At 62.5% G+C, this 17,944-nt stretch carries 15 protein-coding genes; 8 read left to right on the forward strand and 7 right to left on the reverse strand.

Annotation, left to right across the window (positions count from 1 at the left end; genetic code table 11):
- Positions 1-82 precede the first annotated feature (82 nt).
- The 5 genes from AB6804_RS25170 to AB6804_RS25190 all read left to right on the forward strand — a co-directional run bounded on the left by AB6804_RS25170 (position 83) and on the right by AB6804_RS25190 (position 5,554).
- A complete protein-coding gene (locus AB6804_RS25170; protein ID WP_370888757.1) occupies positions 83-1,345 on the forward strand; it encodes an oligosaccharide flippase family protein in 1,263 nt (420 codons plus the stop codon).
- Positions 1,342-2,145: a glycosyltransferase gene (locus AB6804_RS25175; RefSeq protein WP_370888758.1), complete on the forward strand. Its 804-nt coding sequence runs from the start codon at positions 1,342-1,344 to the stop codon at positions 2,143-2,145. Before AB6804_RS25170 ends, AB6804_RS25175 begins: the two co-directional genes overlap by 4 nt.
- Positions 2,146-2,160: 15 nt before the next feature.
- Complete coding sequence (locus AB6804_RS25180) at positions 2,161-3,300, forward strand: glycosyltransferase family 4 protein (RefSeq protein WP_370888759.1); 1,140 nt, start codon at positions 2,161-2,163, stop codon at positions 3,298-3,300.
- Positions 3,301-3,325: 25 nt separating this feature from the next.
- Positions 3,326-4,372 carry a UDP-glucose 4-epimerase GalE gene (galE, locus tag AB6804_RS25185; protein ID WP_370888760.1) on the forward strand — a complete coding sequence of 349 codons (1,047 nt, stop codon included), beginning with the start codon at positions 3,326-3,328 and terminating at the stop codon, positions 4,370-4,372.
- Between the two features lie 72 nt (positions 4,373-4,444).
- Positions 4,445-5,554 (forward strand): glycosyltransferase, encoded by a 1,110-nt coding sequence (locus tag AB6804_RS25190; protein WP_244794240.1) that lies wholly within the window; start codon positions 4,445-4,447, stop codon positions 5,552-5,554.
- A gap of 49 nt (positions 5,555-5,603) precedes the next feature.
- On the opposite strand, the gene AB6804_RS25195 is transcribed toward AB6804_RS25190, so the two are convergent.
- The 3 genes from AB6804_RS25195 to AB6804_RS25205 form a co-directional block, all read right to left on the reverse strand.
- Complete coding sequence (locus AB6804_RS25195; protein ID WP_244794239.1) at positions 5,604-6,308, reverse strand: dienelactone hydrolase family protein; 705 nt, start codon at positions 6,306-6,308, stop codon at positions 5,604-5,606.
- A 96-nt stretch (positions 6,309-6,404) separates the two neighbouring features.
- The gene (locus AB6804_RS25200; protein ID WP_244794238.1) at positions 6,405-7,487 is read right to left on the reverse strand and encodes a glycosyltransferase; all 1,083 of its coding nucleotides are present in this window, start codon (positions 7,485-7,487) and stop codon (positions 6,405-6,407) included.
- Positions 7,487-8,710, reverse strand: a complete 1,224-nt coding sequence (locus tag AB6804_RS25205) for an oligosaccharide flippase family protein (RefSeq protein WP_370888761.1) — start codon at positions 8,708-8,710, stop codon at positions 7,487-7,489. The genes AB6804_RS25200 and AB6804_RS25205 overlap by 1 nt, the downstream gene beginning before the upstream one ends.
- 350 nt (positions 8,711-9,060) lie before the next feature.
- On the opposite strand from AB6804_RS25205, the gene AB6804_RS25210 reads away from it, so the two are divergent.
- Positions 9,061-10,245 (forward strand): glycosyltransferase, encoded by a 1,185-nt coding sequence (locus tag AB6804_RS25210; RefSeq protein ID WP_370888762.1) that lies wholly within the window; start codon positions 9,061-9,063, stop codon positions 10,243-10,245.
- 57 nt (positions 10,246-10,302) lie between these two features.
- Here AB6804_RS25210 and AB6804_RS25215 read toward each other — a convergent pair whose 3' ends face one another.
- The gene (locus AB6804_RS25215; protein ID WP_244794235.1) at positions 10,303-11,439 is read right to left on the reverse strand and encodes an acyltransferase; all 1,137 of its coding nucleotides are present in this window, start codon (positions 11,437-11,439) and stop codon (positions 10,303-10,305) included.
- Positions 11,440-11,889: 450 nt separating this feature from the next.
- Between AB6804_RS25215 and AB6804_RS25220 the strand changes: the two genes are divergently transcribed.
- Both AB6804_RS25220 and AB6804_RS25225 read left to right on the forward strand, forming a co-directional pair.
- Positions 11,890-13,371: a hypothetical protein gene (locus AB6804_RS25220; RefSeq protein ID WP_370888763.1), complete on the forward strand. Its 1,482-nt coding sequence runs from the start codon at positions 11,890-11,892 to the stop codon at positions 13,369-13,371.
- A gap of 58 nt (positions 13,372-13,429) precedes the next feature.
- Entirely contained in the window at positions 13,430-14,632 is a 1,203-nt protein-coding gene (locus AB6804_RS25225; RefSeq protein ID WP_244794233.1) for a glycosyltransferase, read from the forward strand.
- Here AB6804_RS25225 and AB6804_RS25230 read toward each other — a convergent pair.
- The 3 genes from AB6804_RS25230 to AB6804_RS25240 all read right to left on the reverse strand — a co-directional run bounded on the left by AB6804_RS25230 (position 14,613) and on the right by AB6804_RS25240 (position 17,662).
- On the reverse strand, positions 14,613-15,062 hold the full coding sequence (locus tag AB6804_RS25230; RefSeq protein ID WP_244794232.1) for a hypothetical protein: 450 nt from the start codon (positions 15,060-15,062) through the stop codon (positions 14,613-14,615). The genes AB6804_RS25225 and AB6804_RS25230 overlap by 20 nt on opposite strands.
- 105 nt (positions 15,063-15,167) lie before the next feature.
- Entirely contained in the window at positions 15,168-16,892 is a 1,725-nt protein-coding gene (locus tag AB6804_RS25235) for an FAD-dependent oxidoreductase (RefSeq protein ID WP_244794231.1), read from the reverse strand.
- Positions 16,893-16,978: 86 nt separating this feature from the next.
- Positions 16,979-17,662: a DapH/DapD/GlmU-related protein gene (locus tag AB6804_RS25240; RefSeq protein ID WP_244794230.1), complete on the reverse strand. Its 684-nt coding sequence runs from the start codon at positions 17,660-17,662 to the stop codon at positions 16,979-16,981.
- Positions 17,663-17,944: the final 282 nt, after the last annotated feature.

The raw sequence follows: 17,944 nt of genomic DNA on the forward strand, positions 1-17,944 counted from the left end.
CGGTTTTATTACGTGATGCGCAACACGTCAAGCGGGCTTCGGTAGCACGGCGCGTGCCCGCGATCATTCAAGGATGCCGCGCATGAAGGTGCTGACGCGCTCGGGCAATCCGGACGTCGCCCGCGCGCTCGCGAACATCGTCTGGCTCGGGCTCGAGCGGCTCACGCAGATCGCGGTGGCCATCGTTATCTCTGGGCTGCTCGCGCGCTATCTCGGCCCCGACGCGTTCGGCAAGTGGCAATACGCGAACACGCTGCTGCTTGTCATTGCACCGATCACATGGGTATGCGGCGCGGAGATTCTCGTCCCTACCATCGTCGACAAACCGCCCGCGCAAACCGGTGCCGTGCTGGGCAGCGCGTTCGTGTTGCGCATGGGCGTGTCGATCGTCGCGCTGCTTCTGACATGGACGTGGATCGCAGCGGGCGGCGCCGATCCGCTCGTCGGCGCGATGCTCGCGGGCCTTGCCGTCACGCTGCTCTTTCGCGAACCGTTTATCGGCGTGATCAACGCGTGGCTGCAAAGCATGACGTACAGCAAGCCGCAACTGATCGCGAGCATGACGACGGCCATCGTGAAAGCCGCGCTCGTCTACGCGCTCGTGCGCATGGCGGCGGGTGCGGCGACGTTCGGCTGGCTATGGGCGCTCGAAGCGGCGGCCATCGCCGGCGCGCTCGTGTTCTATTACATGCGCCGTCACGGCGGCACGCTCGGCTGGCGTTTCGACCGCGCGCTCTTTCGTCATTTCGCAAGCGCGGGCATGGTGTTCTGGATCGGCCTCATCTGCATGTATCTGTTCCTGAAGCTCGACCGTCTGATGCTCGCGCATCGCGTATCGTTCGCCGAACTCGGGCTTTATTCCGCCGCACAACAACTGAACGAAAACTGGATCGCGCTTGCGCTGATGCTCTCGCAAACCATCGCGCCGGCGTTCGTGTATCGCGTAACGGAAACGCCGCGGCTGAAGCGCAACCTGCTGCGCCTCTTCGCGATGACAGCCGTGCTGATGATCGCGGGCGCCGCCGTGCTGGATGCGCTGGCGGGCTTCATCATCGCGCGTGTGTTCGGGCCGAACTATGCGAGCGCGGCGGATATCTTCCGCTGGGCCGTGTGGCTTTCAGTGCCCGCGGGCATCGAAGCAATCGGCAATCTCGTGTTGCTCAAGTATCAGGCGAAGTACGTGCTGCTTGCGAAGTGGCTGCTTGCGCTTGCCGTTGCGTTCGCGGTCAATGCGTACGCCATTCCGCGTTTCAACGGCTACGGTGCGTTGATCGGACTGGCGGCGGGTTACGTGGCGGCGGCATCGGTGAACTTCTACTACATTCGTTTCCGGCTGCGCGCATGACCGATCTTTCCGACGTAGCCGTCCTGATTCCGGCCTATCACGGCCAGGCCGATGTCGAACGCACGCTTGCCTCGTTCAAGGAAGCGTCGCGTGTGCGCGTCTTGATCGTCGATGACGGCAGCACGCCGCCCATCGTCGCGCCTTTGATCGACGGCCTCGACATCGAAATCGTGCGCATGGCGCAGAACGGCGGCATCGAGCGCGCGCTGCAAGCGGGCATCGACGCGCTCGCTGAACGCGGCATGCGTTACGCGGCGCGCATCGACGCGGGCGATCTCGCGACGCCTGGCCGTCTTGCAGCACAACGCGCGTATCTCGAAGCGCATCCGGATGTTGCGGTCGTCGGCATGTGGACGCATGTCGTCGCGACGAACGGCGCCCCGCTCTTCGATCTCACGCCGCCCACCGACCCCGCCGCGATTCGCCGCACGATGCTCGCGCGCTCCTGCTTCGCGCATCCGTCGCTGATGCTGCGTGTCGATGCGGTGCGCGAAGTCGGCAACTATCAGGCGAAGTATCGCGCCGCCGAAGACCTCGATTTGGTGCTGCGGCTGATGGCGCGTTATGACGGCGCGAACCTGCCTGAATTCGGGCTTTACTACGAGCTGAACGAAGGCGGCATCAGCGCGACGAAGCGGCGAACGCAGACCGTGTCAACGCTGCGGCTGCAACTGCGTTACTTCCGTGCGGCGAATCCGTTCGACTGGATCGGAGTCGTGAAAAGCATCGCGCATCTGCTGCTGCCGTATCGCGCGCTGCGTGCGCTCAAGGCCCGGCTGTTCAAAGCCGCATCGCGCTAAAACGAAAACTTCCGGATGAACGAAAACAAGTCCAGCCTACGCATCGCCCTCGTGTGCAACACGGCCTGGGCCATTTATACGTATCGGGGCGGCGTATTGCGGATGCTGACCGAGCGCGGCGCGGAAGTGACGATCATCGCGCCGCGCGATCGCACGTTCGAACCGCTCATCGAAATGGGCTGCCGTTGCGTCGAACTGCCGGTGGCTTCGAAGGGCACCGATCCGCGCCAGGACCTGAACACGATGATCGCGCTCTACCGCGAATATCGGGCGACGAGTCCGCATCTCGTCTTTCACTACACGATCAAGCCGAACATCTACGGCTCGCTTGCCGCCATGCTCGCGCGGGTGCCGTCCATCGCGGTGACGACCGGTCTCGGCTACGTGTTCATTCAGAAGAGCCGCACGGCGCAGATCGCCAAGCGGCTCTATCGGTTCGCGTTTCGCTTTCCGCGCGAAGTCTGGTTTTTGAATCGCGACGATCATCAGGCTTTCGTCGACGAAAATCTGCTCGCGCATCCGGATCGCGCGCGGCGTCTGCATGGTGAAGGCGTCGATCTCGATGACTTCGCGCTCGCACCCCTGCCGCGCCGCGAAGACTTCGTGTTCATCCTGATTGGGCGGCTGCTGTGGGATAAAGGCGTGGCGGAATACGTGGAGGCGGCGCGGCGTTTGCGGCGGCGCCATCCGCATGCGCGCTTTCAATTGCTCGGGCCGGTCGGCGTCGATAACCCCAGCGCGATCAGCCGCACGGACGTAGAGGCGTGGGAGCATGAGAATATCGTCGAGTATCTGGGCGAAGCGAACGACGTGCGTCCGCTCGTCGCCGCAGCGGATTGCGTCGTGTTGCCGTCGTATCGCGAAGGCGTGCCGCGCACGCTGATGGAAGCCTCCGCGATGGGCCGCCCGATCGTCGCGACCGATGTGCCCGGCTGCCGCGAAGTGGTCGAGCACGGCGTCAACGGCTTCCTCTGCGAAGTAAAAAGCGCCGATAGCCTGGCCGAGCAGCTCGAACGCATGCTGACGCTGCCCTTCGAAGAACGCGAAGCGATGGCGCTGCGTGGCCGCGAAAAAGTCGCCCGCGAATTCGACGAGAAAAAGGTCGTCGAACGATACAAGAGCACAATACACGCTATTACCGGCATTTCACTCTGAACCGCGCTTCCTGGAGAGCATCACAATGAATGGCACGAACCCAAGCGCCAGCGGCATCAAAGGCACCATCCTCGTGACCGGCGGTGCGGGCTTTATCGGCTCGCACACGTGCGTCGAACTGCTCGATGCGGGCTACGGCGTCGTGGTCATCGACAACCTCGTCAACAGCCGCGCGGAATCGTTGAAGCGCGTGGAACGCATCACGGGCAAGCGCGTGACCTTCTATCAGGAAGACGCACGCGATGAAGCCGCGCTGAACCGCATCTTCGACGCCCATGCGATCACCGCCGCGATCCACTTCGCCGCGCTGAAAGCCGTGGGCGAATCGGTGGCGAAGCCGATCGACTACTACAGCAACAACATCGGCAGTCTGCTCGCAGTGCTGAAGGTGATGGGCGAGCGCAACGTGCGCAACTTCGTGTTCAGTTCGTCGGCCACGGTGTACGGCGTGCCGCAGTCGGTGCCGATCGACGAATCGTTCCCGCTGTCCGCGACGAATCCCTACGGCCAGTCGAAGCTGATCGCCGAGCAGATTCTGCGGGATCTCGAAGTCTCCGATCCGTCGTGGCGCATCGCGACGCTGCGCTATTTCAATCCGGTCGGCGCGCACGAAAGCGGCCTCATCGGTGAAGATCCGGCGGGCGTGCCGAACAACCTGATGCCTTATGTCGCGCAAGTGGCGGTCGGCAAGCTCGAACGGCTGCGCGTGTTCGGCAGCGATTACGATACGCACGACGGCACCGGCGTGCGCGATTACATCCATGTGGTCGATCTCGCACGCGGACACATTGCCGCAATCGACGCGCTGAAGCGGCTCGACCGCAGCTTCGTCGTCAATCTCGGCACGGGGCAAGGCTATAGCGTGCTGGATGTCGTGAAGGCGTTCGAGCGTGCTTCGGGCAAGCCCGTACCCTATGAACTCGTGCCGCGCCGTCCGGGCGATGTCGCCGCCTGCTATGCCGACCCCGGCGCCGCGCTGGCGCTGATCGGCTGGCGCGCGGAGCACGGCATCGAACGCATGTGCGCAGATCACTGGCGCTGGCAGTCGCAGAATCCGCAAGGGTTCGCTTAAAGTCGCGCCGCGCCCCGCATCGCATAGTCGTTGGTTCGATGCGGGGCGCTGTCATCAACCGGTCCATTTTTCATGCTTAGTTTCGCGCTTGCTTTTCTGGTCTCGCTCTTCGTGACCTTGTTGATCGTGCGCTTTGCACACTTGCAGGAAGGCGTGCTCGGCGACACCGACCTCGCCGGCGTGCAGAAGTTTCACGCGCGTCCGGTGCCGCGCATCGGCGGCGTCGGCATCCTGTGCGGGCTGACCGCATCGGCGGTGCAGTTGCGATGGAGCTATCCGCTGGTATCGGCCGGCATTCTCGGCATCATTGCGTGCGGCATGCCCGCGTTTTTGTCCGGGCTGCTCGAAGACCTGACCAAACGCGTGACGCCACTCGTGCGCCTTCTCTGTACGATGGCCGCAGCCGGTCTCGCTTATGCGCTCCTGAATATCGCGGTGACACGCATCAGCGTGCCGCCGCTCGATTTCCTGCTCTCCTACGCGGTCATTTCATGCGCGGTGACGGTGCTTGCCGTCGCGGCGCTGGCGAATGCGGTGAACATCATCGATGGCTTTAACGGCCTTGCATCGATGGTCACGTTCATGATGTTCGCGTCGCTCGCCTATGTCGCGTTCCAGGTGCATGACCCGATCGTGCTGTCGGGATCGCTCATCATGATGGGCGCGGTGATGGGCTTCTTCATCTGGAATTTTCCGGCGGGCCTGATCTTTCTCGGCGATGGCGGCGCGTACTTCGTCGGCTTCATGCTGAGCGAACTGTCGATCATGCTCGTGATGCGCAATCGCGATGTCTCCGCTTGGTATCCGGTGCTGCTTTTCATGTACCCGATCTTCGAGACGTGCTTCTCGATCTATCGCAAGAAGTTCATTCGCGGCATGTCCCCCGGCATTCCGGATGGCGTGCATCTGCATATGCTCGTCTACAAGCGGCTGATGCGCTGGGCCGTCGGCGCGCAGAACGCACGCGAAATCACGCGGCGCAATTCGCTGACATCACCTTACTTGTGGCTGCTGTGCCTGATCGCCGTGATTCCCGCGACGCTCTTCTGGCGGCATACGGTGCATCTGTTCTGCTTTGTCGTCGTGTTCGCGGTGACTTACGTGTGGCTCTACGTGAGCATTGTCCGCTTCAAGGCACCGCGCTGGATGGTGTTTCGCAGGCCGCATACGGTGAAGAAATAGCGCCCGCCTTTGCACGAGCCGACGCCGCCCTCTTCGGGCGGCGTTTTCATTACACGCCAGATTTCAGGTGCTTTCTGAAGAAATCGGCGGTTCGGCCATTCGCAAGTTTCGCTGCGGCGGCATCGTAATGTGCGCCCTGATTGCGTGCGAACGCATGATGACAGCCGGGATAGGTGTACGCCTCGATGTTCTCGCGCCCCTGCACCGCCGCGAGCACCCGATTGCGCGCTTCGGCATTGATGAACTCATCTTCTTCCGCCAGATGAATGAGCAGCGGAATCTTGATGTTCGGCACTTCATCCAGGTGCTGGTCCGTGCCGCCGCCGTAGTACGACACCGATGCATCGACATCCGTGCGCGCGGCGCTGAGAAACGACAGCAGCCCACCGAGACAGAAGCCGACCGAGCCAATCTTTCCCTGCACTTGGGACAGGCCACGCGCGAAGCCGATAGTCGCCGCGATATCCTCGACGCCGGTGTTCAGGTCGAATGCGTTGTAGTACTTCATCGCCTGCTGCCATTCGGCTTCGGTGCGATCCGTGAGATTCACGTTCGGCTCGATCCGCCAGAAAAGGTCCGGGCATAACGCCACGTAACCCTGTCGTGCGTATTCGTCGGTGGTTTCGCGCATGTCGCCGTTGATACCGAAAATCTCCTGAAGAACGACGACGGCGGGCGCGGGCGTCTGCGTGGGAAACGCAATGTAGGCGTCGAAATCGCCATCGGGTGTAGAGATGCTGAGCATGTCGGACATGGGTTCTCCTTCCATGAGGGCTGCGGCATCTCTTTGATACGCGAAAAACGACGGATGCGCCAGCACGATTCGCCAGCGCGATCGCCGTCCAATCCTTCAGGCAGGCGCTGCACCCGGCAGGCCGCGCGCGACGCCGCGAGCGACGGCGAGGTATTGCGCAGCGGTATCAGCGAGCGTGAGGCCGTTGAGCGGCCTGTGCGAACGCGGCTGCGTCAGCGCGGAAACGAGCGCATCGGCGTAGGCGGCGGTATCGTCGGGATCGCAAAGACGCACGCCGGGAAAATCCGCCGCGAATGCAAACGGCCGGATGGTGCTCGCGACCACCGGCACGCCTGACGCCAGCGCCTCCAGAAAAGCGATGCTGTGTCCTTCCGAGCGCGAAGGCATCGCGAACACGCTCGACGAAAACAGCAGTTCCGCGATATCCGAACGCGGCCCCTGCAGCGTCACGTTATCGGAGAGGCCGAGCTTGTCGATGAGATCGCTCACGGCTGCGTGATACGCCGGATCTTCGATCACGCCGCACAGAAGCAGCCGCGCATCGGGCACGCGTTCGACGACCCGCTGGAACGCATGCACCGTCGAGAGCTGATTCTTCACCGACGTATAGCGTCCGATCTGCACGATCTGTTGCGATGCGTTCACTGCACCATGCGCCGCGCGCATCGAAAAGCGCGACATGTCGACGCCGTTCGGGATCAGCGTCATCGACGGATGACGGCCGACGGCGCGCACGTAATCGTCGATATTCGCCGGCGATACGGCGATCACCGCGCGCGCCCGCCGCGACAGCATGCGTTCGACACGCCGGAACATCGCGCTCTCGAAGTCGTTGGTGGCCGAGTGCATCACGTAGACGACCGGCACGCCGAGCGGCAGCATGCGCGCATAGAACGCGGGGATCGTCGCGTGCGCGAAGATCACGTCCGCGCGATACCCGCTCATGGTCCGATACAGATTCCACAGCTTGCCGAAGCGTCCTTGCGCGTGCTGCGGAAAGAGACACTGCACGCCGTTCGCCACCAGTTCCGCCTGCAACGCGGTGAAGTCGTCATGTGCAGGCGTCAGCGATGCGATCGCGACCGTTTGCCCGCCGCGTTGCTGATGTATCGCCAAGTCTTTCGCCAGCACTTCCGCACCGGAAAGACGCGGCGCGAGCACGAGATGGATGATCCGCATTAAGCCTCCTTCACGCTTCGATAGAGCATCCATGCAGCAGCCGAACCGAGGCCCGCTGTCATCGCCCATGCAATGCCCGTCACACCCCACAGATGCATCGCGACAGGCACGGTCACGCACAGCACGATCGCCTGAATGATCGACGCGTGCGTCGCGACCTTCGGCATGCCCGCCGCACGCAGCCACGACACGAGCACCGCGATGACCGCGCCGATCGCCATGTTGATGACGAAGATCCTGAAGAGCGGCACCGCCGACAGCCACGCCGGTCCCAGCACGAAATTGAAGAGCGGCTCGGCGGCGATGCGCAGCACGATCACGAGCACCGTCAGGCCGACGCCCGCGAGCAGCAGATAGCGGCGAAACAGCTTGCGTGCACCTGCAACGTCGCGCCGGAGATGCTCGGAGAACGTCGGAAACAGATACTGCGACATCGCGATGGCGGCATCGGCGAGCAGCATCTGCGCGAGCTTCGACGACATCTGATACGCGCCCAGCTGCATCGGTCCGAGCAGCTTGGCGACGACCACCTTGTCGAACTGATTGAGCAGCAGATTGACGACGCTGCCTGCCCAGATCCATCGGCTGAAGTTGACGTAGTGCGAGATGCCCGCAAACGAAAAGCGAATCGGCGGACGCGGCGACATGGCGGTCCAGGTCAGCGTGGTCTTCAGCAATTCGCCCGCAACGAGGCCGATGAGCACCGAATAGGCGCCCGCGCCCGATAGCGCGCATACGAGTCCCACTGCGCAATCGGTGAACGCCGCCGATGTCTCCACGCCCGCCAGCGCCTGAAAGCCGCGATGTCGCGTGACGATGAAATACGCCGGCGAGGCAACGCCGCGCATGATGGGTAACACGGCCGCAAGCAGAATCAGTCCGATGGAGCCGCTCATGTGGAACTGGCTCGTCATCAGTGGCGCGAGCGCGGCAAGCAGGAGGCCGATCAACACGCCGCGCATCGCGAGCGTGGCCCATACCGCGCCGAGCTCATCGTGCGTGGGCGCATCACGCCCTTGCACGACGGCCTGTGCAAGCCCGGTATCGGACAAGGATTCGGCGATAGCCACCGCAAGCAGCGCAATGCTCACCGCGCCGATCGCTTCCGGCCCGAGTATGCGGCCGATGGCCAGGAACTTCACGGCAACGAGGCCGCGCACCACCACTTGTTGCAGGAGCACCCAGAACGCGGCATCGTGCCCGAATCGCGCGCGTGCTGGCATAAAAGGTAGCCGGACAGATCTCACTCAATTTCCCCGCGCTGCTGATGTTTATTCGATTCGTGGCGCGGCGATATGTCGGTATCGCGCGCGATCCACCTTGCGCGCCACGCCGACGCACCATGTCCGGACGACGGGTGCGCGCACGACGACGCTTGTTTTCAGGCGACTGACGCAAAGTATCGTGACCGCATCCGTTGCGGACGACAACGCGTAGTGCTAATCGGCCCTGCGTGGTGGTAGTGAGGATTGACGGATCGCGTTGCGTGTCCTCGACCACATCCGGCGATGCCGGTGACGCCTCAAAATGCAGCGTGCCTCACTCCACCATTACCATGCCGGATACCAACATCATGGCGAACGAGACCGTCCTCATCATCGAGCCCGATTTCAGCGGCCATCGCTGGCGCTATGCGGAATGGGCCGCGAACGCGTATATGGAAGCGGGTTATCGCTGCCTCATCGTGACGCAGCCGCGTAACGCCGAGCATCCGCTCGTCAGGAAGATTCGCGAGCAAGGCGGCGGTGCGCTCGACATCACGCTCGTTGCGCCGCCCGAGCATCGCGGGCGCAAGGGTCTTTCTTCGATCAGCTATATGCGCTCGCACGAAGAGTTCCGGCATGCGTATGCAATGGCCAGCCGCGAGCGCAAGGTCGCGCTCGTCGTCGTGCCTTATGTCGATTACTTTCTGCTCGCGCTGCCGTTTCTGCGCTCGCCGTTCGGCAAGACGCCGTGGGTCGGCGTCACGATGCGCTCGAACTTTCATCATCATCTCGTCGGCGTGCGCGCGCCGCGCCGGCCGCTCGTCAATGCGGTGAAATCGAAGCTCTTCGCGCGTGCGGTTCGCGTGGGCGGCATGAAGACGCTGCTGACCATCGACCCGACTTTGTCGGACTGGTGGAAGCGCAACGCGGGCCATAGCGGGCGCACAGCGATCGAATATCTCGCCGATCCGTTTCCGGATGCGCGCGCAGCCGAGCCATCGGCGGCGAAGCAAAGGCTCGGGCTTTCGGACGGCAAGCATGTGCTCGTGTATGGCGCGATCAACGATCGCAAGGGCCTCTTCGAACTGATCGATGCGCTCGCCGCGCGCAACGGCGATGCACATGCGCCGACGCTCGTCATCGCCGGCAAGCAGGACAACGATGCGCGCGCCTTGCTGGCAGCGGCGGTCGCCAGGCTCACGCCCGCGCCGGTCGTGTTGGATCGCTTCATCCCGAGCGAGATGGAGCTGGACCTTTTCTCCGCGTGCGATGTGGTGTGGCTCGGCTATAAAGGCCACTACGGCATGAGCGGCGTGCTCGTGCAGGCGTTCCGCTTCGGCAAGCCGGTGGTCGCGACGGCCGATGGACTGATCGGCTGGTTCTGCCGCACGGGGGATTTGGGGCCCGTCATCGATGATCTGTCGCCTGCATCGATCAACCGTGCGCTCGACGATGTGCTCGCGCGACGCACTCGGCCTGTCGTTCAAGGGCATCTGCTCGAACGCAACACGCTTGCGCAATTCAAGGAAACGCTGCGTCAGGCGATGGCCTGATCCGTTGCAATAAAGAGCCGGTGCTTGCGATAACCGCAAGCACCGGCTTTTTTCATCTCAAGCCTGACGGCCCACCACTTCGGACACTTCGACTTTCCGCTTCGCAGGGAACAACGCATCGCGAATGCGGAGGAACGGAAACTCGACAGCACGCGTCGTTACATAGCCCACGATGATTGCGATGGCGAATTGCGCCGCCATGATGACGCCCCACGCGGGTATCGCCGGCAGATTCAGCGCCGCGGCCTTGCGGATGAGCATGTCGCCCGGCGCGAGCGCCAGCGAATGCCACAGATAGATGCCATACGAGTACACGCCGATCCACCCGATCACGCGATAGATCAGCGTCTCGCGCACGCGCCCGGAGTACTCGAGCGTCAGCACGATCAACGCGCAATAGCCGAGCGCTTGAACCGTATAACCGATGCTTTGATCCACCGCCGGGTTGCGCGTGCCGAGCACGAGCCACAGCGCGAGGCCCGCGACGATCGCAATCAGCACGCCCTTTCTCTCGGCGATCCCGCGATACACCGCGGGCTTGAGCCAGTAGATCGCGGCGAGCATCACGCCGAACAGCAGGCTGTCGATGCGGTATTGCGTATAGAAGAAGGTCCCCTGGAGATCGCCGTTATAGACCGCGATGCTGCGCGCAATCAGCACGGCGACGCAGATGCCGGCGAGCACGGTCAGTATCGTATTGATCCGGGTTTGCCAGCGCGCGAACACGATCAGCAGCAGCGGCAGGAACAGATAGAAATGCTCCTCGACTGCGAGGCTCCAAGTCTGCGCGACCGACGAACCGAAGTAGTTCTGCATGTGCGTGAGGTTCTGCACGAGGAACGTATCGGCCGGATGCCGCCCCACGATCACATGGAACAGGATCAGCGCGTAGTACGCGGGCCATATCTTGAAGATGCGCCGCACGATGAAGCGCCCTGCATCGATGCGCCCTTCCTGCGCGTATTGCTTCAACAGCAAGCCGCCGACGAGAAAGCCGCTCAGCGTGAAGAAAAGATTCACGCCTTCATGGCCGAAGCTCTTGAGCGGATATTCGATCGCGGCAATGAACGCACTGCCCGTCGGATACGAATGAAAGTGAAACCCCATGACTGCGATGATGGCAAGGCCCCGGATGAAATCGAGCTCGATCGATCGATTGGGTCCTGACATGCGTGTGGCGCCGAAAAGGCTCATGGCCTTCCCCCTGTCTGCGAAGGTCTTGTTTGTATTGGATGCCTCGCCGCCCGGGTCCTCATATCGGCGCACGCACGCGCATCGCGATTATCGTGGTCTCACACCGGTATTCCGGCAGTGCAATGTTCGTTCGAGAAGGGCGGTGCAATCGGCCAGAATCGCGTTCTTAGCCGACAGCGCGTCGCGCGCTACGTGACCTCGCCAACACACGAACGATGCGAACTTGACGAGCGTGGTGCGGCGCACATGGCCATCCGTCGATTCGCGCCGAAGACTAGTTGCTAAACGCCGCGCCGGCGGATCGCGCTTCTACCCGCTGATATATTCGACGCACAAATACGGGGTACCCGGGGACCGTCGCTCGAGCTTTGACCAAGCATCCGACACGCGACTTCAGGCTTCCAGGGCACGCACCGGCTCAATGCCGCGAAGCCATCTAAAGAGAACGCCATGCGCAACAAGTTCGCCGTCGTCTGGATCTGGCTTTTTCTGCTGCCGCTCGCTTTCGACTTCAAGGCCGCAGAAACCGCCAGCAAGGCCATACAGATTCTGCTCACCATTCCCGCGATAGGCGCGGCCTGCGCCCTGCTGATGATCGCTCCGCGATTCGCACAGCGCTCGCGGCTGCGCACGATCATCACGTCGCTCTTTCTCGTCACGATGCTCGGCAGTGTCGCGACGCAAGTGCTGCAAGGAAACGATTCGGGGAACTACATGCGCGTGATCCTGCCGTTCGCGCTCATGCTGCTCGGCTATTTCGTCGCTTGCCGTCCGTGGGATTCGCAGCGGCTCGAACAGATTGAACGCGCGATGTTCTGGTCGATGGTGGCATCGCTCGTGTTCAGCTTCGCCTATGGCATGGCGACCGGCGGTGGACTGGAGAACGTGCGCTTTCGCATCGTATCGGTCACGTTCCTTTGCCTGCAAGGTCTCTTGCTGCATGAGTTCGTCGTCGCCAAGCGCATGACGAAGCTGACCGTGCTGCTGTTTCTCGCGACGGTCGTGATCGAGCTGCTGAGCGTCACGCGCAGTCTGCTCGTCGGCACGATGCTGCTCTTCGCCTTCGCGACGTGGCTCGCCGCGCCTTCGGCCAGGCATCTCTTCAAGGCGGGACTGCGCGCAGTCATGATCGCCGCCTTGCTCGGCGCGATGGTCGCCGCTTCCGCCGCGTTCTTCCCTGCGGTGGCCGAGCACTGGTCGCAGCGCATGTCGTTTGCGAAGGCCACGGAATCGGGCCGCGATCCGACGACCATCACGCGTCTTGCAGAAATGAAGGACCAGTACGATCAAACGATGTCGGACACGCTGTCCGTTATCGTCGGCAAGGGCTACGGCCACGACTATCGCTATTCGCCGGACTATCTGCCGGACCTCGCCGGCCAGTTCACGCCGAAGGATTTCTACGCGATCAAGGAATGGGCGGCGGGACACAACTTCTGGGTCTATCAGTTCTTCGCCGGCGGCGTGCTGTTCGGCATCGCGCTGCCGATCGCCGTGCTGTGGGCGCTGTATCGCGGCTCGATGGCGTATCGCGCGTGGCGGCGCCGCTCGCCGGATGCCGTCTATCTGCCCGTGCTTGGCCGCGCGCTGCTCGTCGTCGCCGCGCTGCCTGCGACATCGGTCGGCGGCAACCCGCTTGGCAACCGCTTCTCCGGCATCGTGTTCGGCGTCGCGCTTGGCTTGCTCGTCGCGGCCTTTGCACGCATCGCTCAAAACATGCGGATGCGCGCGGCACATGCTTCGGCGCATCAGGCATCGATGAGAAGGCGCTATGGCGGCACGCGACCGGACGTTCATCCGAACTACGATCCGTTTTACGGGCCGATGCCGGACATGCTGCCATCACACGCAGCAGCCATCGCGCACGATCATCATGGACAAGACCGACACGAGCCGCCATCGGGTGCGGGTTCGCTCGCACCGTACGCATGATGCGATCGCCAGTGCCATCGCATATGTCAATGTCAACGATTCCGGGGCTCGTTGCTTCATGAAGATTCTGCATCTGCTGTCCACCGTCGATCCGCGTGCGGGCGGTCCCACAGAGGGCGTGCTGCAAAGCGGCCTCAGCATGCGCGCGATGGGCCATCAAATCGAAGTCGTATCGCTCGATGCACCGGATGCGCCCTATCTCAAGGCGTTTCCGTTGCGTCTGCATGCGCTCGGTCCGTCGCGCGGCTTCTATGGGCTATGTCCGCGGCTCGTGCCGTGGCTCGCCGAACATGCGGTTCGCTTCGACGCGATCATCGTCAACGGTCTCTGGCAATACCACAGCTTCGGCGCATGGAAGGCGCTGCGCGGCAGCAACGTGCCGTATTACGTGTTCCCGCATGGCATGCTCGATCCGTGGTTCAAGCGCACGTATCCGCTCAAGCATCTGAAGAAGTGCCTGTACTGGCCCTGGGCTGAATATCGCGTGTTGCGCGATGCAAGGCGCGTGCTCTTCACGACGCAAGAGGAACGCTTGCTCGCGCGCGAATCGTTCAGGCTTTATCGTGCGAACGAAGAAGTCGTGTCGTTCGGCACGCGCCAGCCGCCCGCTGATTCGACGACATTGCGCAACGCGTTTCTGTCGAAGTTTCCGCAACTCGCGGGCAAGCGCGCGATTCTCTTCCTCGGCCGCATTCACGAGAAGAAAGGATGTGATCTGCTGCTGAAGGCCTTCGCGGCCGTGCGCGATATCGACCCTCGCGCGCATCTGGTGATGGCCGGTCCCGACGATAGCGAATGGGCCAGACAGCTGCGCACCCTTGCGAAGGAACTCGGCATCGAGGACCGCACGACGTGGACGGGCATGCTCACCGGCGATCTCAAGTGGGGCGCTTTCCGCACGAGCGACGTATTCGCGTTGCCGTCGCATCAGGAGAACTTCGGCATTGCCGTGGCAGAAGCGCTGGGCTCGAAGCTGCCGGTACTGATCTCCGACAAGGTCAACATCTGGCGCGAAGTGAAGGAAGACGGCGCGGGCATCGTCACGAGCGATACGGTCGACGGCGCCATTGAAGCGCTATCGACCTGGCTGCGCATGGACGCCGACGCGGCAGCCGCGATGCGCGAGCAGGCGCTTGCCACCTTCATGCAGCGCTTTCACGTCGATGCGATGTCGAAAGACCTCGTGCGTGTGCTGCGCGAAACGGCAAACCGGCGCGATGGCGGCGTCACGCGCGGTCTGGTCAGCGAGGCGACTGGATAGCGCTCGCAAAGCGGTTTTGCACCGCGATGATCTTGCTTGCGCAGTCGTCGTAATCCGAGCCCTTCGCGCGCTCGGGGCCATACATGCCGCGGCATTGCGCATAGAGCGAGATCGTCGCGCCATTGCCCTTTGCCACGCGCGTGGCCGAATAAACCGGCTTGCCCGAACGCAAAGGCAAGTCGCTCTCGATAGCGTCGGCATCGGCGCGAATCACCGGCTGATTCGAATTCTGCTCGATATAACGCTTCGTCATATCCCACATCGCATTGCATTGCGCGGCGTCGCGACACGCGAGCGTCGCGTTTCGCTGCGCCGTCTCGAGCGCCTGTTCCGAGCGCGTGAAACCCTGAGCCTTCAGCGCGTCCTTCTCGGGCGAGGAACATGCTGCGAGCAATACGGAAGCAATAGCGATGACGGTGAGCTTTTTCACAGGCGATCCAATTCGAAGCGATGAACGGATGCCGATTATAGCCACCAAAGAAAACGCCGCCGGTCTTCCGAACCGGCGGCGCCCCCTTCCCCTACATGCCAGGCTTTACGCCAGGTCTCCCCGCATATGCATGGCCGATGCCGCCATCGGCAGCGATTCGGCTTGTTTCTCGTGACGCATCGGCTTGCCGGACGCCGTGACGATCGTCGGCGCTGCATCGTCGCTCTTGATGACGCGCTGAAGATGCCCCGCCAGTCGCAAGGTCAGCGCGGCGATGGTGATCGTCGGGAAATTCGCGCCGACGGTCGGGAACACCGAGCTTCCCGCCACGTACAGATTGCTCATGCCGTGGACCTTCAGGTTGCGGTCCACCACGCCGTTCTTCGGCGAATCGTGCATGCGCGTCGTGCCCATGTGATGCCACGTGCCTTCGAGCTGCGCCGGCCACGGCTTGCCTTGCAGCGGCTCGTCGAGCGTGACATCGGCCACGCCGCCGCGCCGCAGTTCCGTCGCGATATGCGCGACAGTGCGATCAAACGTGCGCTTCACGAGCTCGGTCACCTGCCAGTCCACCTTAACGCGATTCATGCCGAGCGCGTCTTTTTGCGCGGACAGTGTCACGCGGCTATCGCGATTCGGCTCCGCTTCCACGATGGTCTGAATCTTCACTTCCGTGATGAGCGGACGCGGCTGCAACAGACGCGCGAGACCGAAGCAGGCGGTATCGACGGGATGAGTCATCATCGTGACGAGGTCCGCCGCCATGCTGTAGCCCGGCTGGTCCTTCTTGAGCATGGCCTGCTTCGCGCGGATGAGCGCCTCGGAGCCCTTCGTGTTCTCGCCACGGAACACCGAATAGAACCACGCACGCGCATTGAGCAGCTTCTCGCGCTTCAGTGTCTTTTGCGTCAGCGCAAACTGCGACGAGATGAACGTGCCGTTCGCGGAGACCGCCTTGTTCTGATAGTGATACTTGATGTCGTAGAGCTTGTTGCGCGCCCACTCCTTCTTGAAGTGCACGCTCGCCGACATGATGCGCGGATGGTCCATGAAATAGCGGCCGACCAGATCATTGCCGTTGCCAAGACCTGCCGCCTGCACCTTGTTCGACGAAAGCAGCAGCCGCGCATTCTCGATGCCGCCCGTCGCGAGCACGAACACTTTTGCGCGAATCGCGAAGCGGCGGCCGGACAGCGTGCCGACATCGATCTTCGTGACGGAGCGCGCATCGGTATCGGTGTCGATGTTCAACGCGTTCGCGTACAGGAACACGCGCACGCTTTTCGCCGCCAGCAGCTCCTTGCGATACACCTTGCCGAAGCGCACGGGCGGGCTGAACTGCGAGATCGTGTCGCGCACGTTGCCGCTCAGGAACGGATGACGCCGCACGTCCGGCCGGTTGATCGCCGCTTCCCAATGCGCGGGATCGAAATTGTTCTCGCCGAGTTGCAGCAGCGCATGGGTGCGCTCGTAATACGGGCGCAGTTCTTCAAGGCCGAACGGCCAGCCGCTGTCGGCCACCCAGTCGCGCTTCTCGAAGTCCCACGGATCGAGCGGGCGGCACCATCCGCCCCAGCAGTTGCTGCTGCCGCCGAGAAAGCGGCTGCGGCATCCATCGGCGAATTCGTAAGGAACGCCAACGTTCTCGCCACGATAGAGATCGCGCGTGTCGTTGTCCGCCTTATATCCGCCGCTTTCCAGCAGACACGCGCTGATGCCCTGCTTCTCCAGCTCCAGCGCCAGCGTTATGCCGGCGACACCCGCGCCGACGATGCATACCGTGGTCTCGATGACTGCGCCTTCGTCCACGCTCCGGCTGTCAATGAACATGCCCCGTGCTCCCTCTTATTTTCATGCTTTAAGCGATGCCGCGCTGCGGCCTTCATGCAGCGCCCTCGTGATGCCTTGCCCGTCTGTCATGCAGGAAAGCGCTTCCTGATGAATCGCACCGGATTGCCGCCGTACACGCCCTCGGCTTCCAGCGAGCGATGCACCACGGAAAGCGGCGTAACGAGCGCCGATCGTCCGATGGTGACGCCCATCTGCACGACGCATTTCGATGTGATCCATACGCCGTCTTCGATCACGATCGGCGCGACCTGCAAATCCATGCTGCCGGCCGCATCGTGCGATCCGGTCGTGAGAAACGTGCCTTGCGAAATGCACACATTCGAACCGATGCGGATATCGGTCTGGTTATAGATCCACGCATCGACGCCGAACCAGCAGTTATCGCCGACTTCGAGATTCCACGGCGCCTTCACGCGAATGGGATGCGGCATGCGACAGTTCCTGCCGATGCGCGCGCCGAACGCCCGCAACAGCGCCACACGCACGAACGAAACCGGAATCAGCTTGTTATTGATGAAGCATGCTTCGACGAAGAACCACACGAGCTCGATGAGAAAGCTGCGCTTCGCGACGAAGTTGCCCGGACCCGCGAGCGAAAGATCGATGACATTGCCGCGTTTGATCCGCGCGTCGTGTTTGTCGTCGCTGCGCCCGTCGCTGGGCGCGCCGATGCATCGCTCGTCGATCGCTCTGTCCATGTAATCCCCGGCCTTGTTCGCTGTGCGCTTGCTGCGCGTGGTCGCGCGCATTGATTCTTCGAATACAAGGTGATGTGCAGTCTTCGTTGCTTGTTATTCGTATCGATCGCGCCATGGCGCTGGACCGCATACGGTGAACCGATTATCAGCGAACGTCAAAATGCGCCACGTGCGCTATGACACGCTTGGCCGCATCGGCAAGACATTTGGCGGCACTAGTCGGAGCCTGACCGTAAGCTCCCGGCCATGCGTATGCGATTCATCACGCCGCGTGGAGTAGCGTACCGATGCGCCGGTGCAATCTCTGTACAACGCATGACAGAGCATTCAGGA

Origin of the sequence: Caballeronia sp. RCC_10 (assembly GCF_041360715.1) — a bacterium.
Classification (GTDB): domain Bacteria; phylum Pseudomonadota; class Gammaproteobacteria; order Burkholderiales; family Burkholderiaceae; genus Caballeronia; species Caballeronia grimmiae.